The 21,378-nt window shown below is 71.9% G+C and carries 14 protein-coding genes; 2 read left to right on the top strand and 12 right to left on the bottom strand.

The features are described 5' to 3' along the window. Positions 1-2: 2 nt before the first annotated feature. The 9 genes from SD460_RS22475 to SD460_RS22435 form a co-directional block, all read right to left on the bottom strand. The gene (locus tag SD460_RS22475) at positions 3-980 is read right to left on the bottom strand and encodes a multicopper oxidase domain-containing protein (protein ID WP_318306681.1); all 978 of its coding nucleotides are present in this window, start codon (positions 978-980) and stop codon (positions 3-5) included. A gap of 18 nt (positions 981-998) precedes the next feature. Next, entirely contained in the window at positions 999-1,853 is an 855-nt protein-coding gene (locus SD460_RS22470; RefSeq protein WP_290059198.1) for a TIM barrel protein, read from the bottom strand. Between the two features lie 9 nt (positions 1,854-1,862). After that, the gene (locus tag SD460_RS22465; protein ID WP_290059200.1) at positions 1,863-2,867 is read right to left on the bottom strand and encodes a sugar phosphate isomerase/epimerase family protein; all 1,005 of its coding nucleotides are present in this window, start codon (positions 2,865-2,867) and stop codon (positions 1,863-1,865) included. Next, entirely contained in the window at positions 2,864-4,012 is a 1,149-nt protein-coding gene (locus SD460_RS22460; RefSeq protein ID WP_290059202.1) for a Gfo/Idh/MocA family protein, read from the bottom strand. Before SD460_RS22460 ends, SD460_RS22465 begins: the two co-directional genes overlap by 4 nt. Positions 4,013-4,090: 78 nt before the next feature. Continuing rightward, positions 4,091-5,146: a substrate-binding domain-containing protein gene (locus SD460_RS22455; protein ID WP_290059203.1), complete on the bottom strand. Its 1,056-nt coding sequence runs from the start codon at positions 5,144-5,146 to the stop codon at positions 4,091-4,093. Between the two features lie 20 nt (positions 5,147-5,166). Then, positions 5,167-6,165, bottom strand: coding sequence for an ABC transporter permease (locus tag SD460_RS22450; RefSeq protein WP_290059204.1), 999 nt, complete (start codon positions 6,163-6,165; stop codon positions 5,167-5,169). Next, on the bottom strand, positions 6,162-7,661 hold the full coding sequence (locus SD460_RS22445; protein ID WP_290059205.1) for a sugar ABC transporter ATP-binding protein: 1,500 nt from the start codon (positions 7,659-7,661) through the stop codon (positions 6,162-6,164). The genes SD460_RS22450 and SD460_RS22445 overlap by 4 nt, the downstream gene beginning before the upstream one ends. Next, positions 7,658-8,842, bottom strand: a complete 1,185-nt coding sequence (locus SD460_RS22440) for an ROK family protein (RefSeq protein WP_290059206.1) — start codon at positions 8,840-8,842, stop codon at positions 7,658-7,660. The genes SD460_RS22445 and SD460_RS22440 overlap by 4 nt, the downstream gene beginning before the upstream one ends. 231 nt (positions 8,843-9,073) lie before the next feature. Further along, entirely contained in the window at positions 9,074-10,246 is a 1,173-nt protein-coding gene (locus tag SD460_RS22435; RefSeq protein WP_318307203.1) for an ROK family transcriptional regulator, read from the bottom strand. 299 nt (positions 10,247-10,545) lie between these two features. Here SD460_RS22435 and SD460_RS22430 point away from each other — a divergent pair, with 299 nt between their 5' ends. Both SD460_RS22430 and SD460_RS22425 read left to right on the top strand, forming a co-directional pair. Next, complete coding sequence (locus SD460_RS22430) at positions 10,546-13,494, top strand: AfsR/SARP family transcriptional regulator (protein ID WP_318306680.1); 2,949 nt, start codon at positions 10,546-10,548, stop codon at positions 13,492-13,494. A 61-nt stretch (positions 13,495-13,555) separates the two neighbouring features. Beyond that, a complete protein-coding gene (locus SD460_RS22425; protein WP_318306679.1) occupies positions 13,556-15,775 on the top strand; it encodes a hypothetical protein in 2,220 nt (739 codons plus the stop codon). Positions 15,776-15,787: 12 nt separating this feature from the next. Here the strand turns inward: SD460_RS22425 and SD460_RS22420 are convergent, their stop codons facing one another. The 3 genes from SD460_RS22420 to SD460_RS22410 all read right to left on the bottom strand — a co-directional run bounded on the left by SD460_RS22420 (position 15,788) and on the right by SD460_RS22410 (position 21,229). Further along, positions 15,788-16,747, bottom strand: coding sequence for a glycine betaine ABC transporter substrate-binding protein (locus SD460_RS22420; RefSeq protein WP_290061608.1), 960 nt, complete (start codon positions 16,745-16,747; stop codon positions 15,788-15,790). A 10-nt stretch (positions 16,748-16,757) separates the two neighbouring features. Then, entirely contained in the window at positions 16,758-19,112 is a 2,355-nt protein-coding gene (locus SD460_RS22415; RefSeq protein ID WP_318306678.1) for an ABC transporter permease subunit, read from the bottom strand. Positions 19,113-19,282: 170 nt separating this feature from the next. Then, complete coding sequence (locus SD460_RS22410; RefSeq protein WP_290061606.1) at positions 19,283-21,229, bottom strand: potassium transporter Kup; 1,947 nt, start codon at positions 21,227-21,229, stop codon at positions 19,283-19,285. Between the last annotated feature and the right edge of the window lie 149 nt (positions 21,230-21,378).

Raw genomic sequence — 21,378 nt, 5'->3', positions numbered from 1 at the left:
CCTCATGCGTGCGTCCGCCCGTCCGGGCTCATGTCGTGCCCTGAGTGGTCATGCAGCTTGAACCGGTCGATCGCTTCCTGGGCCCCGTCCGGCAGGCTGCCGTCGGCGTTGCGGACCAGGAACAGGCCCACCATCCCGCCGTCCGAATGGGTCTGGACGTGGCAGTGGTACATCCACGCCCCCGGCCCGACGCCTTCGCCGGCGATCACCTGGAAGCCGAAGGAACTGCCGGGGTCGAGGTTCTTGTTGTCGACGATGGCAGCGTTGTCAGCGGCGCCGCTGAGCATCCCGGTGCGGGTGTCGGCCCAGCGGTGGGCGTGCAGGTGGAACGTGTGCGGCAGGCTGCCGTACCCGATGCAGACCCACTCGACGCGCTCGCCGAGCCGCGCCTCGAGGATCGGCGTGTCGGGCGCCATCTTGTGGTTGATCATCATCTCGTTGAACACGACGGTGTACTGCTTGCTGGGCAGCAGGTCGCCGCGCTTGCGCACGATCAACCCGCCGTAGAGCCCGCGGGCCAGGCCGGCGGTGCCGTGGTCGGTGCCCATCGCGTGGTCGTGGTAGTGCCAGTAGCCGGCGTTGCCCGGCATCCAGAACCCGCCGCCCGCGTCGTACCGGGCGCGCGTTTTCCACGTGTAGGTCCGGGTTTCGCCCGGCTTGTTGAACGACGCGTTGAGCGGGGCGCCGTCGGACCCGGTGTCGTAGTTGACGCCGTGCGGGTGGATCGACAGCCGCTGGTCGGTCCGGTTGACCAGTTCGATCTCGAGGGTGTCGCCCTCGTAGATCTCCAGCAGCGGCCCGGGGATGGTGGCCTTGCCCGGCTCGAGGCCGTAGCCGTAGAGGCCGCCGGGCAGGGCTTCGGCGTAGATGGTGATCTGGCGGTTCAAGCCCGCCGCGTAGGCCGAATCGGCCATCCCGACCGCGGGCGCGAGGACGCCCGCGGCGGTTCCGGCCAGCATCGACCGACGTGACACTCGCATGTGGATTCCCCCGGGGTCTCAGAACCGCACGGTGCGGAGGTATTCGAAACCGGCCTTGGCGGTGTTCAGCGGGTCGGCGGGCTGGTCGTGCTCGACGATGTACTCGCCGATGGTGTGGCAGGACGCGGCGAAGATGCGCGGGAAGTTGATGACGCCGGCGCCGGGGTCGACCATCTGCCCGTCCGCGGTCCGGTCCTTCACGTGGTATTGCTTGACACGCGGGTAGTTGCGCCGGAACAGCTCGACCGGGTCCGCGCCGCCGTTCACCGCCCAGAACAGGTCGATCTCCAGGTGCACGAGCCGCTTGTCCGTCTTCGCGGTGAGCACGTCGTACGGCACCACCCCGCCGATCGGGGCGAACTCGTGGTCGTGGTTGTGGTACCCGAGCGCGAGCCCGGCCTTCTTGAAGGCGACCGCGGCGGTGTTCATGCGGCCGGCGAAGGCTTCCCATTCCGCGATGGTGCCGAAGTTCGCGTACGGCACCACGGCGGAGGAGTTGCCGAGGATCTTGGCGTCGGCGATGGTCTGGTTCAGGTCGCCGTCGATCCCGACGTGCGTCGAGGACGCCTCGAGGTGGTTGCGGTCGAGGATGGCGCGGAACTCGGTGGCGCTGCGGCCGTACGTCCCGGCCAGCTCGACCTTCCGGTAGCCGATGTCGGCCAGCGCGGAGAGCGTGCCTTCCGGGTCGTTCTGCAGCAGCGACCGCAGTGAGTAGAGCTGGATGCTGATCCGGTCGAGCGGGACGCGCCGGCGGGCCGGGGAGGCGTCCGCGGTGCCAGGTAGTGCGATGGCCGCCGCCCCCACCGTGAGGGCCGCCGTCGCCACGTTCAGGAACGTTCGTCGGGAGTGCTGCTCAGCTTCAGGACCGCACATGGAACTCCCTCATCTCTGGTTGCTGAAAGCCGCGTCGAAAGCCGCCGACGGCTGGTCGAACAGGTGCTCGCGCAGGTACTTCACCGCCTCCGCCGCGCCGCGGAGGCGGTCCATCCCGGCGTCTTCCCACTCCACCGAGATGGGGCCGGCGTAGCCGATCGAGTTGAGCGCCCGGAAGCAGTCCTCCCACGGGACGTCGCCGTGGCCGACGGACACGAAGTCCCAGCCCCGCCGCGGGTCCGCCCAGGCCAGGTGCGAGCCGAGCCGTCCGTTGCGGCCGTCGAAGCGCTTGCGGGTGTCCTTGCAGTCGACGTGGTAGATCCGGTCGGCGAAGTCGAGGATGAACCCGACCGGGTCGAGGTCCTGCCAGACGAAGTGCGACGGGTCCCAGTTCAGCCCGAACGCGGGCCGGTGGTCCACAGCCTCGAGCGCGCGCTTGGTCGTCCAGTAGTCGTAGGCGATCTCCGACGGGTGGACCTCGTGCGCGAACCGGACGCCGGCCTCGTCGAAGACGTCGAGGATCGGGTGCCACCGCCGGGCGAAGTCCGCGTAACCGTCATCGATGTCATCGCGCGTGACCGGGGGAAACATCGCGACGTACTTCCAGATCTTCGACCCCGTGAAACCGATTACCGTGTCCACGCCGAGCTTGGCCGCGGCTCGCGCGGTGTCGGCCATTTCGGCGGCCGCCCGCTGCCGGACGCCCTCGGGTTCGCCGTCGCCCCAGATGCGCGACGGCAGGATCGCGCGGTGGCGGGCGTCGATCGGGTCGTCGCAGACGGCCTGGCCGACGAGGTGGTTCGAGATCGCCCACACCTTGAGCCCGTGCTCGGCGAGCAGCCGCAGCCGCCCCGGCACGTAGTCTTCTTCGGCCAGGGCGCGGTCCACCTCGAAGTGGTCGCCCGAGCAGGCGATTTCCAGGCCGTCGTACCCCCAGTCGGCGGCCAGCTTGCAGACCTCCGTGAACGGCAGGTCGGCCCACTGGCCGGTGAACAACGTGACGGGACGGCTCACTTTTCCTCCTCCACCGCGGTCCACTTCGCTTCGGCGGCCGCGCTCTTCTCCACGGCGTCGAGCACCCGCTGGACCCGCAGGCCGTCGTCGAAGCTCGGCGCGGGATCGGTGCCCGCGCCGATGGCGTCCAGGAAGTCGGCGACCTCGTGGGTGAACGTGTGCTCGTAGCCGAGCAGGTGCCCCGGCGGCCACCAGGCGCCGACGTACGGGTGCTGCGGCTCGGTGACGAGGATGCGGCGGAAGCCGGCTTCGGTGCCGCTGCCCTCGTACCACTGCAGCTCGTTCATCGACTCGAAGTCGAACGCCAGGCTCGCCTTCGACCCGTTGACCTCCAGCCGCATCGCGTTCTTGCGGCCGAGCGCGAAGCGGGTCGCCTCGAAGGTCGCCACCGCTCCCCCGGCCAGCCGGGCCAGGAACAACGCGGTGTCGTCGACCGTCACGTCGTCGGTGCCGCCGTTCTCGGCCGGGCGCTGCTTGACGAAGGTGTTCGTCAGCGCCGAGACGCCGGTGATCAGGTCGCCGGTGACGAACTGGGCGGCGTCGACGATGTGCGCGCCCAGGTCGCCCAGCGCCCCCGACCCGGCGGACTCCTTGCGGAGCCGCCAGGTCATCGGTGCTTCCGGATCGGACAGCCAGTCCTGCAGGTACACCGACCGGACGTGCCGGATCTCCCCGAGTGCCCCGCTCGCCACCAGTTTCCTGGCGTGCGCGAGCGCGGGCACCCGGCGGTAGTTGAACGCGACCATGGCCCGCACCCCGCGTTCACGGGCCCGCCGCGCCGCCTCGGCCATCGCCTCGGCCTCCGCGACCGTGTTGGCCAGCGGTTTCTCGCACAGCACGTGCTTGCCGGCCTCGAGCGCGGCGATCGCGATCTCCGCGTGGCTGTCCCCCGGCGTGCAGACGTCGACCAGGCCGACGTCGTCCCGGGCGACGAGCTTCCGCCAGTCGGTCTCGACCGCGTCCCAGCCGAACTTCTCCGCGGCCGCCGTGGCCCGGGCTTCGTCGCGGCCGCCGAGCACCGCGAGCCTCGGCACCAGCGGCGGGTCGAAGAACCGGTGCACGCTGCGCCAGGCGTGCGAGTGCACCGCCCCCATGAACGCGTGCCCGACCATGCCGATCCCGATGGTTTCCCGTCCCGGGCTCATACCCCTCCTTTTGGTTTCGGTGCAAGTGGTCGTGAGTGTTTAGGAGGGTTAGAACCCTCCTAAACACTCACGAGGGGGTCAGGAGTCGAAGCCGACGTCGAGGTACTGGTCGACGTTCTCCTTGGTCACGACCGCCGAGTACGTGGTGATCTCGGCCGGGATGTCGTGCTCGGCCAGGTCGCCGATCCCCTTGCCCTGCCCGAGCAGGCGGGCCAGCGCGACCGCGGTCGAGGCCATCGACGGGCTGTAGAGCACGGTCGCCTTGATCGGCGAGGCATCCGCCTTGATCAGGTTCATCATGTTCTTCGAGCCGGCCCCGCCGACCATGATGAACTCCTTGCGCCCCGCGGTGTCGATCGCCGCGTTGACGCCGATGCCCTGGTCGTCGTCGTGGTTCCACAGCGCGTCCAGCTTGGGCGCGCCCTGGAGCAGGTTCGCGGTCTGCTGCTCGCCCGACTCCGACGTGAACTGCGCCGACACGCGCGGGCCGACCTTGAAACCGCTGCGCCCCAGCGCGTCCGCGAAGCCCTTGCTGCGTTCCTGGGTCAGCGGCAGCGAGTCGATCCCGGCCACCTCGCCGATGATCGGGTTCGCGACGTTCTTCTTCTTGAGCTCCGCGGCGATGTAGTTGCCCGCGTTCACGCCCATCCGGTAGTTGTCGCCGCCGATCCACGTCCGGTACGCCAGCGGCGTGTCGAAGACGCGGTCGAGGTTGATCACCGGGATGCCGGCGTCCATCGCCTGCTGGCCCACCGACGTGAGCGCCTTGCCGTCGAAGGGCAGGATCACCAGCACGTCGACCTTGGCGTTGATCAGCGTCTCCACCTGGGAGATCTGCTGGTTGACGTCGTTGGTGCCCTCGGTGGCGTTGAACTTCACCTCGCTGAACTTCTGCGCCTGCGCCTTGGCGTTCTTGGTGATCGCCGCGATCCACCCGTGGTCGGCCGCGGGCGCGGAGAAGCCGATCGTGACCGGCTTGCCCGGCTGGGCGTTGCTGCCCGCGTTGGCGACCGGCGCGTTCGACTCCGAGTTCGCGGGGGTGTTCGACGTGCAGCCGGCCAGCAGCGCGCCGGCGCCGACGGCGGCCCCGCCCAGCAGGAATCCCCGGCGGCCGAGGAAGGGTTGTTCGGTCATGACGGCCTCCAAAGGTTTTTCTACGGACCGGTCCTGGCTTTCCTGGCCCGGAACTGCAAGAGCACGGCGAGCACGATGATCACGCCTTTGGCGATGTTCTGGATGTCGGTGTCCAGGTTGTTGAGCGTGAAGATGTTCGACAGCACGGTGAAGATCAGCACGCCGATCAGGGTGCCGATCAGCGAGCCGCGCCCGCCGGTCAGCAGCGTGCCGCCGATGACCACCGCGGCGATCGCGTCGAGCTCGTAGAACATGCCGTTGGTCGACGCGCCCGCCGTCGTCCGCGCGACGACCATGAGGGCGGCGATCCCGCAGCACAGCCCGGCCACGCCGTAGACGAGCGCGAGGTGCCGCTTGACGTTGATCCCGGCCAGCCGCGACGCCTCGGGGTTGCCGCCGACCGCGTACGTCCGGCGGCCGAAGGTGGTGCGGTTGAGCACCACCCATCCCACCGCGAACACCAGCGCGAACAGCCAGATCAGCGTCGGGATGCCGAGGAACCCGCCGCGGAAGAACGCCAGGAAGTCCTGGTCGGCGACGACCTGGGTGCGGCGGCCGCTGATCCGCTCGGCGAGCCCGCGCGCCGAGACGTACATCGCGAGCGTCGCGATGAACGGCACGACCTTGCCGTAGGCGACGAGCACGCCGTTGACCAGCCCGCAGCCGAGGCCCACGGCGAGCCCGCAGACGACCATCACGAACGGGCCGTACGACTGCGTCGCCAGCGTGGTCAGCCAGACGCCGGCCAGGCCGACCATCGAGCCGACGGACAGGTCGATGCCGCCGCTGATGATCACGAACGTCATCCCGACGCTGACCACGCCGATCGCGGCGGCCAGCCGCAGGATCGTCGAGATGTTGCTTTCGGTGAAGAACAGTTCGGGCCGGGTGAACTGGCCGACCAGGCACAGGACCACGAGCACGCCGGCGAGACCGAGCAGCCGTGGATCGGCGGAGAAGGTGAACCGCCGCCTCGGCGCGGGAAGCGCTTCCTGTGGCGGTGCTTGGGTTTCGGTCATGCCGCGCTGCCCTCCAGGATCACGTCGAGCACCTCGGCCTCGGTCAGCCCGCCGGAGCGCCGGTCGGCGAGGACGCGGCCCTCGCGCAGCACCAGCACCCGGTCGGACAGCCCGAGCACCTCGGGGATTTCGCTGGACACCAGCACGATCGCGACGCCGGTCGCGGCCAGCTCGTCGATCAGCCGGTACAGCTCGGCCCGGGCGCCGACGTCGACGCCGCGCGTCGGCTCGTCGAGCAGCAGCACCCGGCACCCGCGGACCAGCCACCGCGCGAGCACGGCCTTCTGCTGGTTGCCGCCGGACAGCGTGCGGACGATCCGCCGCGGATCGGCGGGCCGCAGGTCGAGGCGGCGCAGGCTCGCGCCGGCGTCCTCCAGTTCCTTCGCGCGCTCGCTGAAGCCGAGCTTCGCGTAGCGGTCGAGGCTCGCCAGGGTCACGTTGTGCACCACCGGCAGGTCCAGCAGCAGGCCCTGGCTCTTGCGCTCTTCCGGCGCGAGGCCGATGCCGGCCTTGACGGCGGCGAGCACGCTGCCGGTCCGCAGCTGCTTGCCCTGCACCGCGACGGTGCCGGTGTCGGGCTTGCGCGCGCCGAAGATCGTCTCGAGCAGCTCGCTGCGCCCGGAGCCGACCAGCCCGGCGATGCCGACGACCTCGCCCGCGTGGACGGTGAAGCCGATGTCCTCGAACTCGCCCTTGCGGGACAGGTTCGCGACTTCGAGCACCGGCGTGGACTTGGCGTGTCCCTCGTGGCGCGGCCCGAAGACGGTCTCGACCTTGCGCCCGGCCATCAGCGCGACCAGGTCGGCGGTCGGCGTCGTGCGGGCGTCGAGGCCGGTGCCGACGGTCCGGCCGTCCTTGAGCACAGTCACCCGGTGCCCGATCCGGCGCAGTTCTTCGAGCCGGTGCGAGATGTAGACGACCGCGACGCCGTCGGCGGTCAGCTCGCCGACGATGCGGAAGAGGTTGTCGACCTCCTCGCCGGCCAGCGCGGCGGTCGGTTCGTCCATCACGAGCAGCCGGGCGTCGTGGGCCAGCGCGCGGGCCATCGACACCAGCTGCTGCCCGGCCGCGGAGAGCTTGCCGACCTCGGTCGACGGGCGGATGTCCGGGTGGCCGAGCCGGGCCATCAGGCGGGCGGCCTCGTCGCGGGCCTGCGAGATCCGCGTGAACCCGAAGCGGGCGCGTTCGTGGCCGAGGAAGATGTTGTCCGCCACCGAAAGCCCGGGCACCAGGTCGAGTTCCTGGTACATGGTGGCGATGCCGAGGCGCAGGGCGTCGACCGGCGAGCTGAGCGAGACGGGCTCGCCCTGCCACCTGAGCTCCCCCGCGTCCGGCCGGTGCGCGCCGGCGAGGACCTTGATCAGCGTCGACTTGCCCGCGCCGTTCTGGCCGAGCAGGCAGTGCACTTCGCCGGGCTCGACGTCGAGGTCGACGCCGTCGAGCGCGCGGACGCCGGGGAAGGCCTTCACGATCCCGCGGACGGACAGCAGCGTCATACCGTGGCCTCCTCGACGAGCGTCGGGTTCGCGAACAGCCGCTCGGCGGCCAGGTGCGCGGCGCCCCGCAGCGGGGCTTTGAGGCCGAGCCGGGACGGCACGACCCGGGCGTGACCGAGCGGCCGGGCGGCGAGCTCGACGCGGACCGGCTCGACCAGCCACTCGCCGAGCTCGGCGAAGTAGCCGCCGAGGACGACGACGTCCGGGTCGAGCACGTCGACCACGGTGGACAGCGCGATGCCGAGGGCGACGCCGAGTTCGTGCACCGCCGTGACCGCGCGCTGGTCGCCCCGCCGGACGCGGTCTTCGAGCAGGCCGACCCGCCCTTCGACGCCGAGGGCGGGATCGTGCAGCGGATCGCCGGGCGGCGCGGCGGCGCGCAGGACCGCGGCCAGGTTCGCCTTGGTTTCCAGGCAGCCGGTCCGGCCGCACGCGCAGCGCTCGCCGGACGGGTCGACGGCGATGTGCCCGACCTCGCCCGCGAACCCGCGCGCGCCGCGCAGGATCGTGCCGGCGGAGACGAGGCCGCCGCCGACGGTCGTCCCGCCGCTGAGGTAGAACAGGTCGTCGGCCCCGTCGACCGATTCGGCGAGCGCGCCAAGGTTGGCATCGTTGTCAACGGCGATGGCCTCGGCCGGGACGGCCAGCCGCGCGGCCATCAGGCCGGCGATCTCGGCATCCCGCCAACGCAGCGCCGGCGCGAGTCTCAGCACGGCGGCGGCCGAGTCGACCAGGCCGGGCACCGAGATCGCGACCCCGACCGGGGCGCCGGGCAGCACCTGGTGGGCGAGGTGGGCGAGCTCGTCCATGCCTCTCAACAGGCCGAGCGCGGCGACGTCGACGGTCTCGGCCCGCTCGGCCAGCACCCGCCCGGACAGATCGGTGACCACCGCCGCCAGCCGGTCGGCTTCGATGCTCAAGGCCAGCGCGTACGCGTCCTCGCCGTGCAGCTCGACCAGCCGGCTCGGCCGCCCGTTACCAGGCAGGACCCCGGCGGGCCGGACGAGCCCGCGCCCGGCGAGGTCGGTGAGCAGGCCGGGAACCGCCGACTTCGCGATCCCGCACCGGGCGGCCAGCTGCGTCCGCGAGAGCGGTCCGCCCCGCAGCGCTCGCAGGACCGCGGCCAGGTTCGCGGTACGCGGGCTCGCCGGATCGGCTCGCCTGGTCCCGGTGACGGCCACGATGCCCCCAACTTGTGCTGCCCACTGAACGGACTTTGTCGCTCAGGCAGCGAAAGTAGGGTGGTCTGGGTCACTCGTCAAGGTGAAGTGGTCGCTCTATGCCCGGTTTTCACCCGGATAGACGTGCGAAACCGGACAGACTTTCGATCGCACAGTGCAAAAGTCTGTCCGATCTCGACGTTACTTCTCGGGGTTGTTCAGCCACCGAACGTGAGCCGGCCAGCGGCGGGGTCAGCTGCTCAAGGTGAACGCGCGGTCCGTCGCCGACCAGGCCGCGCCGATCACGCCTGCCGTGTCGCCGAGCTCGGACAGCACGATCGGGAGGTTGCCCGTCGCCAGCGGCAGCGACCGGCGGTACACCGCGCTGCGCACCTCGGCCAGCAGCTGGTGCCCGAGCTGCGCCACCCCGCCGCCGATCACGACCATCCCCGGGTTGATGAAGCAGACCAGCGACGCGATGACCTGGCCGAGCCGCCGTCCGCCGTCGCGGATGAGGTTGACCGCGCCGAAGTCGCCCGCCGCCGCCGCGCGGCCGACGTCACGGGCCGTCACCGCCCCGCCGTCGGCGGCCACCTCGGCGAGGTGCGCCGAGCGGCCGCTGCGGGCCAGCGCCAGTCCGTCGCGGGCCAGGGCGGCGCCGCCGAAGTAGGCCTCCAGGCAGCCGACCTCGCCGCACGCGCAGGTCGGGCCGAAGTCGTCGAGCCGGATGTGCCCGATGTCGCCGGCCGTGCCCGCGACCCCGCGGTACACCTTGCCGCCGAGCACGATGCCGCAGCCGATCCCGGTGCCGATCTTGACGAACATCAGGTCGTCGGTCGACCGCGCGACCCCGGCGTGCCGCTCCCCGAGCGCCATCGCGTTGACGTCGTTGTCCACCGCGACCGGGCAGCCCCACAGCCCGCTGAGGTGGTCGCGCACGCTGAACCGGTCCCACCCCGGCATGATCGGCGGCGCGACCGCCATGCCCTCGGCGAAGCTGACCGGCCCCGGCAGCCCGATCCCGGCCGCGACCAGCCGCCCGGGTGCCTCGTCCCGCACCTTCCCGGCGAGTTCGGCGACCCGCCGCAGCACCGGGTGCGGGCCCTGCCGCACGTCGCAGTCCTCGACGGCGTGCGCGAGCACCTCGCACGAGGCGTCGGTGACCGCCACCCCGACCGACGTCGCGCCGACGTCGACGGCGAGCACCCGCAGGTCACCGGCCAGCCGCACCAGCGTCGACCGCCGCCCGCCCCGGCTGGCCGACGGCCCGGCGGCCTCGACCAGCCCGACCTCGGCGAGCCGGGCCACCTCGGCGCCCACCCGCGCCCGCGGCAGCTCGAGCCGCTCCCCCAGTTCGACCCGCGACATCGGGCCTTCGTCCCGGAGCAGGGTCAGCAACCGGGTCTGGTGCCGGGTTTCGACCATCGAGTGCTCCGTGCCGGATACCGCGCTCATTCGCCTCAGCCTACTGCGTCCGGCGGCGGACCTCCCGCCGTCCCGAGTGGACGGACGCCAGGCGCCGGGCGCGGCCGCTCTTTTCGACGCCCACCGCCCGCGGTGCGCGATTTTCCTCCCTGCCCTGGTGAAGGCGAAAATGAACGGTTTTCCACGCCAGTTCAGGAAAACGATTCCGGCCGCAAATAGCGTTGTGGTCTTGGAAATGGCGGCTCTACCATGCGCCGAGGGACAAATGCGACAAGTTTCCGTCCGCCGGGGAGGGCAGCGTGGATTTCCGGGTCCTGGGACCGCTCCGCCTGGACGCGGGCGGCCGGCCCGTCGAGCTCGGCGAGCCGCGCCGGCAAGCGGTGCTCGCCGTGCTGCTGTTCGAGGCGGGGCGGACCGTCGGGGTCGACGTGCTCGTCGACCGGGTCTGGGGTGAATCGCCGCCGCAGCAGGTCCGCCGGTCGCTGCAGGCGCACATCACCCGGATCCGGCGCGTGCTCGAACAAGCCGATCCCGGGGGTGCCCGCGTGGCGCGGGATTCCGGCGGCTACCGCCTCGACGTCCGGCCCGAGCAGGTCGACGTCTTCCGGTTCCGCAGCGTCGTGCGCGAACACCCCGCCGACGCCGGTGCCCTGCGGCGCGCCCTTTCGCTGTGGCACGGCGAACCGCTCGCCGGGCTGCGCGGGCACTGGGCGGAACGGACCCGGCGGGCCCTGCGCCAGGAACACGCGGACGCCGTCGTGGCGTGGGCCGAAGCCGAGATCGGCGCCGGCGACCCGGCGTCGACGATCGCGCGGCTGACCGAGCTTTCCGACGAAAATCCATTGCAGGAACGGGCCGCCGCGGCGTTGATGCGCGCGTTTTACGCCGTCGGCCGCGGTTCCGACGCGCTCGCGTTGTTCGAGCGGACACGCCGGGCGCTGCGCGAAGAACTCGGCGTGGATCCCGGCCCCGGGCTCGCCGCCGTGCACGAAGCCGTGCTGCGCCACGACCTCCGGACGTCGGCCGTGCCCACCGTCGCCGTTCCCGCGCAGCTGCCCGCCGACGCGACCGCGTTCATGGGCCGGGACGGCGAACTGGCCGAGCTCGACCGGGTCGCCGGCGGGAGCGGGGACGAACCGGTGGTCGTCTGCGTCACCGGCACGCCCGGCGCGGGCAAGACGGCCACGGCCGTGCACTGGGGGCACCGCTCCCGCGACCGCTTCCCGGACGGCCAGCTGTACCTCGACCTGTGCGGGTACGACCCGGGCGAACCGGTGTCCCCGGCCGACGCGCTGGCCGTGCTGCTGACCGCGGTGCTGCCGCCCGGCACGGAAATCCCGCTGCGGCCCGCCGAGCGCGCCGCCCGGCTCCGGACGGCAGTCGCGGCCCGGCGGATGCTCCTCGTGCTGGACAACGCGGCGACGGTCGAGCAGGTCCGGCCGCTGCTGCCGGGCACGGCCAGCTGCGTCGTCGTGGTCACCAGCCGGGACTCGCTCGCCGGGCTGGTCGCGCTGCACGGCGCCCACCGCGTGGAGCTGGACCGGCTGCCGGCCGACGACGCGGTCGCGTTGCTGCGGCGGCTGATCGGCGGCCGCGTGGCCGCGGAACCGGCGGCCGCGGCGGCGCTGGCCGAGCGGTGCGTGCGGCTGCCGCTGACCCTGCGCCTGGCCGCGGAGCACGCCGTGTCCCGCCCGGCGACGCCGCTGTCCCGGCTGGTCGACGAGCTGAGCGCGGCCCAGGACACCCTGGACGTGCTCAGCGGCGGCGGGGACAGCCGGGCCGCCGTCCGCGCGGTGTTCTCGTGGTCGCTGCGGCAGCTGAGCCCGGAGGCCAACCGCGCCTTCGCCGCCCTCGGCCGGCACCCGGCACCGCTGTTCGACGCCCACGCGCTGGCGGCGCTCGCGGACCGCCCGCTCGAAGAAGCCCGGCGGCTGCTGGACGTCCTCGTCCGCGCGCACCTCGTGCACGCCGCCGGCGCCGACCGGTACGGCATGCACGACCTGCTCAAGGCGTACGCCGCGGAAACCGGCGGCGAGTTCCCGCTGGACGGCGTCTACCGCTACTACTTCGCGACCATCGGCGCGGCGATGGACCGCCTCTACCCCGGCGAATCCCACCGGCGGCCGTCCGTGCCCGCCGCCGTCAGCCCGGTGCCGGCGTTCGCGGACACCGAGGCCGCGCACGAGTGGCTGGACGCGGAACTCCCGGCGGTGCAGGCCCTCGTCGTCCACGCGGCGACGCGCGAGCGGCCGGAACACGCCGTGACGCTGTCGGCGCTCCTGTTCCGCTACCTCGACGGCCACCACGAGGCGGTGGCGCTGGTGATCAACACCCACGCGCGGGCCGCGGCGCACGCCACCGGCGACCGCGCGGCCGAGGCCAACGCGTGCATCGCACTGGGCAACGTCCACAACCAGGCCGGCCGCGGCGAGCCCGCCGCGGCGGAAATGTGGGCCGCTCATCGGCTGTACGAGGAGCTCGGCGACGTGCTCGGCCAGGCGCGCGCGGTCGGCAACGTCGGCATGATCGAGGAAAGCGCGGGCCGCTACCGCCCGGCGACCGGCTACTTCAAGCAGGCGCTGGCGATGTTCGACCGGATCGGCGACACGAGCGGCCGCGCGCACTTCCTGACCCGCCTCGGCACGGTCGAGGTCCGCACCGGCGACACCACGACGGGCCACCACCACCTGCGGCAGGCACTGGAGCTGCACACCCGCGCCGGCCACCGCTTCGGCGAGGCGTGGGTCCAGCTCGGCCTGGGCGAGCTGGCCGCCGCCGAAGGCCGCCCCGAAGAGTCCGTCCGCCGCCACGCGGAAGCGGCCGGGATCTTCGGCATCTTGGGCCACAGCGCCAGCGAAGCCTGGGCCATCGACGGCCTCGGCCGCGCGGAGGCCACCGCCGGCCGCCTCTTCGACGCGGCGGGCCACCACCGCCTGGCCCTGGACCTCTTCCGCCGCAACGGCGACCGGGTCGGCGAAGCATGGGCGCTGAACGGCCTGGGCGAGGCCTGCCACGCCTGCGGCTACGCGGTAACGGCCCGAGAGAACTTCGCGGCGGCGCTGCTGCTGGCCATCCGGACGGAGTGCCGCGACCAGACAGCCCGCGCCCACCACGGCCTCGCCCGAGCCATCGCCGCGACGGACGTCGACGGCGCGCGGGAGCACTACGAGCTGGCGATCTCGATCCACACGGAGCTGGAATCGGCGGCGGTGGAAGGGATCCGCGCGGAACTGGCGGGCTTGGACTAGCGCGTTGCTGTCCAGTCTTTGACCTGTGCGCACGTCGATCTCTGAACTAGCATGCCGAGCTGTGACGAACGCGCCGAGCGGGGAAATCGACGAGCTCGAAGCAATCATCCGGTCGGCGGAGCGGGTGCTGAACCGGACGGAGCACCTGCCGGACGACGCGCGGCTGTTCTTGGAAGAGATCGCCGACCGGTGCCGCGATCGTCACGGCGGCCCGGAAATACTCGACCTCGCCTCGGCTTCACCCCGGCTTCGATCACCGGCCGACCTCACCTGGCAGAACCGGCGCGAGACCCTCAGCGGGCTGCTCGCGAGCAGCGGTGTCTTCGAGGCCGCGAACGGGCAGCTGCGTTTCGCACGTACGGAGGTCCGGGACTACTTGGCCGCTCACCACGTGTTCCGCCGCCATCCGCGTGGCCCGCGGCTGGCGGCACCCACGACGTGGAAGTACTTCGTCCCGAGGAAGAACTGGCCGTGGCCCGACGGCGGCGTGCAGGCCTTCCTCGCCGCGCTCTGGTGGCGGCCCGCGAAACCCGCGATCGAGCGACGGCTTCGGAACCTCCTGCACAGACGGCACCGCGCTCCCAACATCCGGTTCGTCGTCGACCTGCTCCACCGGGACCTGCTGCCGGGAAGCGATCTTCTCCGGGAGCAAACCCTCGACGTCCTGCGCGAGGCGCTCCGCGACGACGAACTGGACGACGAGCGCTGGACGGCCTCGGTCGGGCAGTTCCAGGCGATCGACCCGGCCGCGGCCGCGGACGAACTCGACGCGATGGTCTGCTTCGCCGCGTCGACCGCCAGCTCACGCCGCCGCTACCAGGCCGTGGTCGCGCTGATCGATCACGACCGCCCGCGAGGCATGAAAGCCGTGAGGATCTTGGCGAGGAACCCGACCGGCACCGCCCAGGACCGGTTCGACACGGCGATCCTCATCCGCGACCTGGACCCGGCGGAGGGCGTCGTGGCCATGCAGCAGCTCGCCGCCACCGAGGACATGGCCGATCTGCGCGTGGACGCCGCGATCGCTCTCGGCCGTCGCGATCTGCTGAGCGAACTCGTCACCGAAGAGGGCCGCCTGTCCGACGACGCGCGCTCGAAGGCGCTCGGGGAACTCCTGAGACTGGAGTCGGACACCGCGATCACGTTCGCCGAACGGTTCGCGGAGACCACGGCCGACGACGAGACGCCGCTGCGGATCGCCGAGCAGGTCAGGCCGTTCGACCGCCGGGCGGCGCTGCGGATGGCGGCCCGGACCGCGGAGCGGGAAGACGAGCGAGCGGACAGTGAAGTGCGGTACCGGGCGGCTCTCCTGGTGGGCGAGATCGACCCGGGGCAAGCCGTTCCCGCGTTGGTGCGGCTTTCCGAAAGCGGGTCCGCGACCTTCCGGGTCCGGCTCCGGGCGGCCACGCGGATCATGACCGAGCACGGCGGGCCGATCGACGCGGTGGTCGCACTGGCGAACGACTCGCGCATCGAGTGGGCGGACCGGGCCAAGGCGGCCGGGACGCTCGAGGAAATCCACCCGCGGACCTGTGCGGAGTTGCTGGTGACGATCGCGCGATCGGAGCCGCCGACCGACGCGGGCCGGTTCACCCTCCTGCAACGGGCCTACCAGATCGACTCACGGCAGGCCGAACCCGAGATCGTGGAGCTGGCGAAGCACCAGCTCGTCGCCGGGCACCTCCGGCTGCGAGCGGTGGAACTCGTCGGCGCGCCCCTCAAAACGGCCGTCACCATCGGTCTCTACGCCGAGATCGTCGAGACGGCCGACGGCGAAAGCGCGCTGACCGCGGCGCGGAAGGTCATCGCCATGAATCACCCCGAGGGCCAGCGGCTGATGGGGAAGGTGGCCGACCGGGCGCAGGAGAAGCCCCAGTTCCGGCTCACCGCCGCGCGCGAGGCAGGCACCTACGGAAAGAACACCCTGCAGAACCTCGCTCAGAAAGGCCGCCCCGACTCCTTTCGGTTGGCTGCGGCGAAGGCGCTGTACAAAATCGACCGGGCAAGCGGACGGGCCGCCCTCGAGAAGCTGGTGAAGCGGGCGACGCCGGGCAGGGTCCGGATCGCCGCGGCGCTCAGCCTCCCCGGACCGGCGGTGGTGGGCGCGCTCACCAGCATCGTGCACGACCCGAAAGCGGGAGACGAAGTGCGGCGGGCGGCCGCTAACCAGGCCTGGGAAATCGACCCGAAACGCGGCCGGGCACTGGTGGAAGCCCTCGCCGACGACCCGGCGACCTCCACCCGGACCCGGGAACGGATCCGGAACGACCTGCGGAGGTGACGGCCCCCGGCCTCAGCTGATGAAGCCCGCCGACTTCAGCCAGTCCCTGGCCACCTCCGCCGGCTTCTGGCCGTCCACGCTCACCTTCTTGTTCAGGTCCGTCAGCGTCGCCGTGTCCAGCTTTGCCGCGATCGGGGTGAAGACCTGCTCCAGCTGCGGGTACTTCTGCGCCACCCCCGACGCGATCGAGATCGCCGGGTTGTACGTCGGGAAGAAGTGCTTGTCGTCTTCGAGGACCGTCAGCTTCTGCGCCGCCACGCGGCCGTCCGTCGAGGCGACCTCGCCGAAGCCGCAGGTGTCGCCCTTGCCGACCGTCGGGTAGATGACCGCGTCGTTGAGGAGGTGCTCCTGCGGGGCGGGCAGGTCGAAGCCGTACGTCTTCTCCAGGCCCGGGAAGCCGTCGTCGCGGCTCTTGAACTCCGGGCCGATGCACGTCGATGCCGCGGCCGGGTCGCGCTTCACCAGCGCCGCGTAGTCCGAGAGCGTCTTGACGCCCGTCTTCGCGATCGCCGCGGGATTGCCGGCCAGTGCGTAGGTGTCGTTGGCCGGTGAACGGGCCCACCAGGTGACGTTGTTGGCGGCGTCGGCCTGCTTGACCGCGTCGTACTGCGCCTGCGGGTCTGCGATCGGCTTGGTCTGCTTGAGATAGCTGATCCAGGCGGTGCCGGTGTACTCCCAGTACAGGTCGACCGCGCCGCTGGTGAGCGCCTGGCGGACGTTGCTCGAGCCGGTGATGTTGGTCTTGTCCTGCGGGCTCGCCCCGGCGGCCTGCAGCGCGACGACGGCGATCTGGCCCAGCAGCAGCTGTTCGTCGAACTCCTTGGAGCTGACCCGGATCTGCGCCCCGCTCAGCGCGTCGATCTTCTTGATGGAGCCCTCGCCCACCTGGGCGCCGGTCTGGTCCTTGCCGATCGTGCACCCGGCGGCGAGCACCACGGCGAGTGCGGAGACGGCGGCGATCGTGCGTCGCATGGTGGGACTCCTAGGGTCGGGTTCCGCGCGGGTGCAGGACTTCCTCGGCGAGCAGGCCCAGCCAGTCGGCGAACAGGGCCAGCGCGGCGACGACGATGCCGAAGGTCAGGCTCAGCATCGGGCGGTACAGCCCGATCCCGGCGACGAGCCCGCCGCCCAGGCCGCCGCCGTCGATGAACGTCGCCAGCGTCGCGCTCGCGACCGTGAGCACCAGCGCCGTCCGGATCCCGGCGAGGATCACCGGGACCGCCAGCGGCAGTTCGATCCGCCACAGGATCGCCGTCTTCGTCATGCCCATGCCGCGCGCGGCGTCGACGAGCGTGGGGTCGACGCCGTCGAGCCCGACGATCGTGTTGCGCAGCACCGGCAGCGTCGCGTAGACGACCAGCGCCGTCACCGCCGTCGTGGTTCCCGTGCCGATCCACAGCGCGAGCAGGACGACGAGCCCGATCGACGGAATCGCCTGGCCGAGGTTGCCCAGCCCCAGCCCGATCGGCCGGGCCCAGCGGGCGCCGGCGCGGGTGAGCAGGATGCCGAGCGGGAGCGCGATCGCGATGGTGCACGCCGTCGAAATCAGCGTCAGCCGCAGGTGCGCGCCGAGTTCGGCGAAGATCTCGTTCGCGTTGAGGTAGCGCTGTTCGATCGAGTCGATCGGGTGCGCGCGCACGATCAGGAACAACGCCAGCAGCGCGAGGGCGAGCAGGACCGGGCGTATCAGCAGCCCGAGCCGCCGGCGCCGCGGCTTCGCGGCCGGCGCGGTCTTCTCCGGCGTCTCCACGACCGCGGGCGGAGGCGGCTCGACGGCGGGTTCGAGCGCCGCCACCAGGCGCGCGACGTCGCAGACGCCCCGCGCCTCGCCGTTCTCCGTCACCGAAACCGCGGTGCTGCCGGTACGGACCATCGTGTCCAGCGCGTCCCGCAGCGTGGCCGTGGCGGCGATCGACGGCAGCCCGCCGGCCACCGGCCCGAGCGGCACGTCGGTCACCGGGATCAGCGCGAGCCGCTTGAGGTTCCGCTTCGAGCCGGCGAAAGCCGAGACGTAGTCGTCGGCCGGCGCGGCCAGGATCGCCTGGGGCGTGTCGTACTGCGCGAGCACCGACCGCGGCCGCAGCACCGCGATCCGGTCGCCGAGCTTGAGGGCCTCGTCGAAGTCGTGCGTGACGAACACGATCGTCTTGCGCACCTGCCGCTGCAGGCGCAGGAGCTCGTCCTGCAGCCGGGCACGCGTGATCGGGTCGGTGGAGCCGAACGGCTCGTCCATCAGCAGCACCGGTGGGTCCGCGGCCATCGCCCGCGCCACGCCGACGCGCTGCTGCTGGCCGCCGGAGAGCTCGCGCGGGTAGCGGAGCCCGTGCTCGCGGGTCAGCCCGACGACGTCGAGCAGCTCGCGCACGCGCCCGGCGATGCGCTGCCGCGTCCAGCCGAGCACCCGCGGCACCACGCCGATGTTGGCGTCGACCCGCAGGTGCGGGAAGAGCCCGACCTGCTGGATGACGTACCCGGTGTGGCGCCGGTGCTCGTCGAGGTCGAGCGCCGCCACGTCGGTGCCGCCGAGCGTGACGACCCCCGAGGTGGGTTCGACGAGCCGGTTGATCATCCGCATGGTCGTCGTCTTGCCGCAGCCCGACGGGCCGGTCAGCACGACGATCTCGCCCGCCGGGATCCGCATCGAAAGCCGGTCGACCGCGGGCACCGCGCGGCCGGGGTAGAGCTTGCTGACCTCGCGCAGCTCGATCGTCTCGCCGCCGGTGCCGGTCGGCTCCCCCGGCGGCGCTTCGAGGCGGGTGCGCGGGCGCCGCCACGCCGTCAGCTTGCCGACGACGACGTAGGCGAGGTCGAACAACAGCGCCAGCACCATGATCCCGGCCGTCCCGGTCAGCACCTGGTTGAGGGAGTTGACCGAGCCGAACCGGCCGAGCCCGTCGAAGATCTCGTTGCCGAGGCCGGGCCCCTTGACGTAGGCGCCGATGGCCGCGATCCCGATCGTGATCTGCGTCGACACCCGGATGCCGGACAGGATCACCGGCCACGCCAGCGGCAGCCGCACCCGCCACAGCACCCGCACCCGGCCGAGTCCCATCCCGTGCGCGGCGTCGACGACAGCCGGGTCGACCCCGCGCAGGCCGACGATCGTGTTGCGCGTGATCGGCAGCAGCGCGTAGAGCACCAGCGCGAACAGGACGTTCGTCAGCCCCAGCCCGAACGGGCCGATCAGGATGCCGAGCAGCGCGATCGACGGGATGGTCAGGAACGCGGCGGTCGTCGTGGTGGCGATTTCGCCGAGCCAGCGGCGCCGGTAGGTCAGCACGCCGAGGGTGGTGCCGATCAGCACGGCCAGCGCCACCGCGGCGAGGGTGAGGTCCACGTGCAGGATCGCGTCGTTGACGACGTCGATCCAGTTCTCGCGGAGGTACTCCCACCAGCTCAGGGCTTCGCTCCTCCACGTCGCGGGCGGCGATTCACCGACCGCGTCCGGAGTGCGGCCGGCTCCCAGCCCAACACGCCGGCGGTGCTCCTGTCCACCGCCCGCTACCCCTAGACGTCGATGTGCGAGCCGATGATCACCGTGCGGTCGCGGGGCAGGCCGAAGTACTCGGCGGCGTCCGCGGTGATGTACGAAGTGGCGATGAACAGGCGTTTCCGCCACGGCGCCATCGTCGGTTCCGGGCCGCGCTGCAGCTCGATCTTCGACAGGAAGTAGGACGCCCCGGCGAGGTCCAGCCGCCCCTCGGTCTGCTCCGGGTCCAGCCGGGCGAGGGCGCCGGGCACGTCCGGGGTCTCCATGTAGCCGTACCGCGCGGTCACGAAGACGATCCCGTCGTCGCGGTGGCCCAGGTCGGCCACGGTCACGCGCTCCTCGGCCGGGACGCGCGGGATCGGTTCAGTCTCCAGCGACACGATGACCACGTGCTCGTGGCGCACGTGGTTGTGCTCGGCGTTGGCGCGCAGGGCCAACGGGGCCGTCCGGCTGCCGCGGTTGAGGAACACCGCCGTGCCCGGGACCCGCTGCGTCGGCGTTTCGCGGTCGCGCAGCTGCTCGATGAACTCCGGCAGCGAACCTTCACGGCGTTCGCGCTCGGCGGTGACGATCTCGCGGCCGCGCTGCCAGGTGATCATCACCGTGAACGCCGTCAGGCCGATCAGCAGCGGCAGCCAGGCGCCGTGCACGAGCTTGGTCAGGTTGGCGCCGACGAACAGCAGGTCGACGGACAGCAGCAGGCCCGCGCCGATGCCGACGATCCAGCGCGGGGTGCCCCACTTCGCGCGCGCCACGTAGAAGAACAGCAGCGTCGTGATCGTGATCGTGCCGGTCACCGCCATGCCGAACGCGAACGCCAGCGCCGCCGAGCTGCGGAAGGCGAAGATCAGCGTGAGCACCGAAACCAGCAGCAGCCAGTTGACCCACGGCACGTAGATCTGGCCGCGCTCGGTCTCCGACGTGTGCGCGATCCGCAGCCGCGGCAGGTAGCCGAGCTGCGCCGCCTGCGACGCGACCGAATACGCGCCGGTGATCACCGCCTGGGACGCGATCACGGTGGCGGCCGTGGCCAGCAGCACCATCGGGAGCCGGGCCCAGCCGGGCAGCAGGAGGAAGAACGGGCTGGCGGTGTTGGCCGGGTCGGCCAGGATCAGCGCGCCCTGCCCGAAGTAGCTCAGCACGCAGGCCGGGAAGACCAGCAGCAGCCAGCCGCGCGTGATCGCCTTGCGGCCGAAGTGGCCCATGTCGGCGTAGAGCGCCTCGGCGCCGGTGACCGCCAGGACGACGGCGGCGAGCGCGAAGAACGCGATGCCGAAGTGCCCGGCCATGAAGCCCAGCGCGTAGGTCGGCGAAAGCGCCTTGAGGATCTCCGGGTGCCCGGCGATGCCGGTGATCCCGACGCCGCCGATCACCACGAACCAGGCGATCATCACCGGCCCGAACACCCGCCCGACCGCCGCGGTGCCGCGCCGCTGGACGAGGAACAGCACCACGACGATGACCGCCGTGATCGGCACGATCCAGCCTTCGAAGGACGGGTCGACGACCTTGAGGCCCTCGACCGCCGACAGCACCGACATCGCCGGCGTGATCATGCTGTCGCCGAAGAACAGCGCCGCGCCGAAGATCCCCAGCCCGGCCAGCACCACCGCGGCCCGCTTACCGCGTTTCACCGTCCCCCGCCGCAGCAGCGTGATCAGCGCCATGATGCCGCCCTCGCCGTCGTTGTCGGCGCGCATGGCCAGCAGGACGTAGGTGACGGTGACGATGACGGTCACCGACCAGAAGATCAGCGAGACGACGCCGTAGACGTTGTCCGGGCTGACCGGGACCGGGTGCGGGTCGGCCGGGTTGAAGACCGTCTGCAGGGTGTAGATCGGGCTGGTGCCGATGTCGCCGAACACCACGCCGAGCGCCCCGACGACGAGGCCGAGCCGCACGGTGTCGCGCACGGACGACGCCCCGCCCGCCGGTTCCTGCGCCGTGGTCGTTTCGTGCCGCACGTGTTCCCCCTTCGGCCACCGGGTGCGCCGGAGCGGACCCTACCGGTCCACTGTGGCCGGACCCCGCCGCCCGCGCGCGGGACCGGCGGTTTCCCGGGTGAATTTACGGAATCTTGACGCCGGTCCGCGAGCATCGGCCGAAAGGACGA

This window comes from Amycolatopsis solani, from assembly GCF_033441515.1.
GTDB lineage: Bacteria > Actinomycetota > Actinomycetes > Mycobacteriales > Pseudonocardiaceae > Amycolatopsis > Amycolatopsis solani.
Note: the sequence above shows the minus strand (reverse complement) of the source record. Positions and strands in the feature narration are given on the sequence as shown.

Bases quoted from the DNA above. Each gene is read 5' to 3' on its own strand.
- SD460_RS22420 (WP_290061608.1), bottom strand. From the start codon at position 16,747: ATGCGACGCACGATCGCCGCCGTCTCCGCACTCGCCGTGGTGCTCGCC.
- SD460_RS22470 (WP_290059198.1), bottom strand. From the start codon at position 1,853: ATGTGCGGTCCTGAAGCTGAGCAGCACTCCCGACGAACGTTCCTGAAC.
- SD460_RS22455 (WP_290059203.1), bottom strand. From the start codon at position 5,146: ATGACCGAACAACCCTTCCTCGGCCGCCGGGGATTCCTGCTGGGCGGG.
- SD460_RS22445 (WP_290059205.1), bottom strand. From the start codon at position 7,661: ATGACGCTGCTGTCCGTCCGCGGGATCGTGAAGGCCTTCCCCGGCGTC.
- SD460_RS22435 (WP_318307203.1), bottom strand. From the start codon at position 10,246: ATGGTCGAAACCCGGCACCAGACCCGGTTGCTGACCCTGCTCCGGGAC.
- SD460_RS22475 (WP_318306681.1), bottom strand. From the start codon at position 980: ATGCGAGTGTCACGTCGGTCGATGCTGGCCGGAACCGCCGCGGGCGTC.
- SD460_RS22450 (WP_290059204.1), bottom strand. From the start codon at position 6,165: ATGACCGAAACCCAAGCACCGCCACAGGAAGCGCTTCCCGCGCCGAGG.
- SD460_RS22460 (WP_290059202.1), bottom strand. From the start codon at position 4,012: ATGAGCCCGGGACGGGAAACCATCGGGATCGGCATGGTCGGGCACGCG.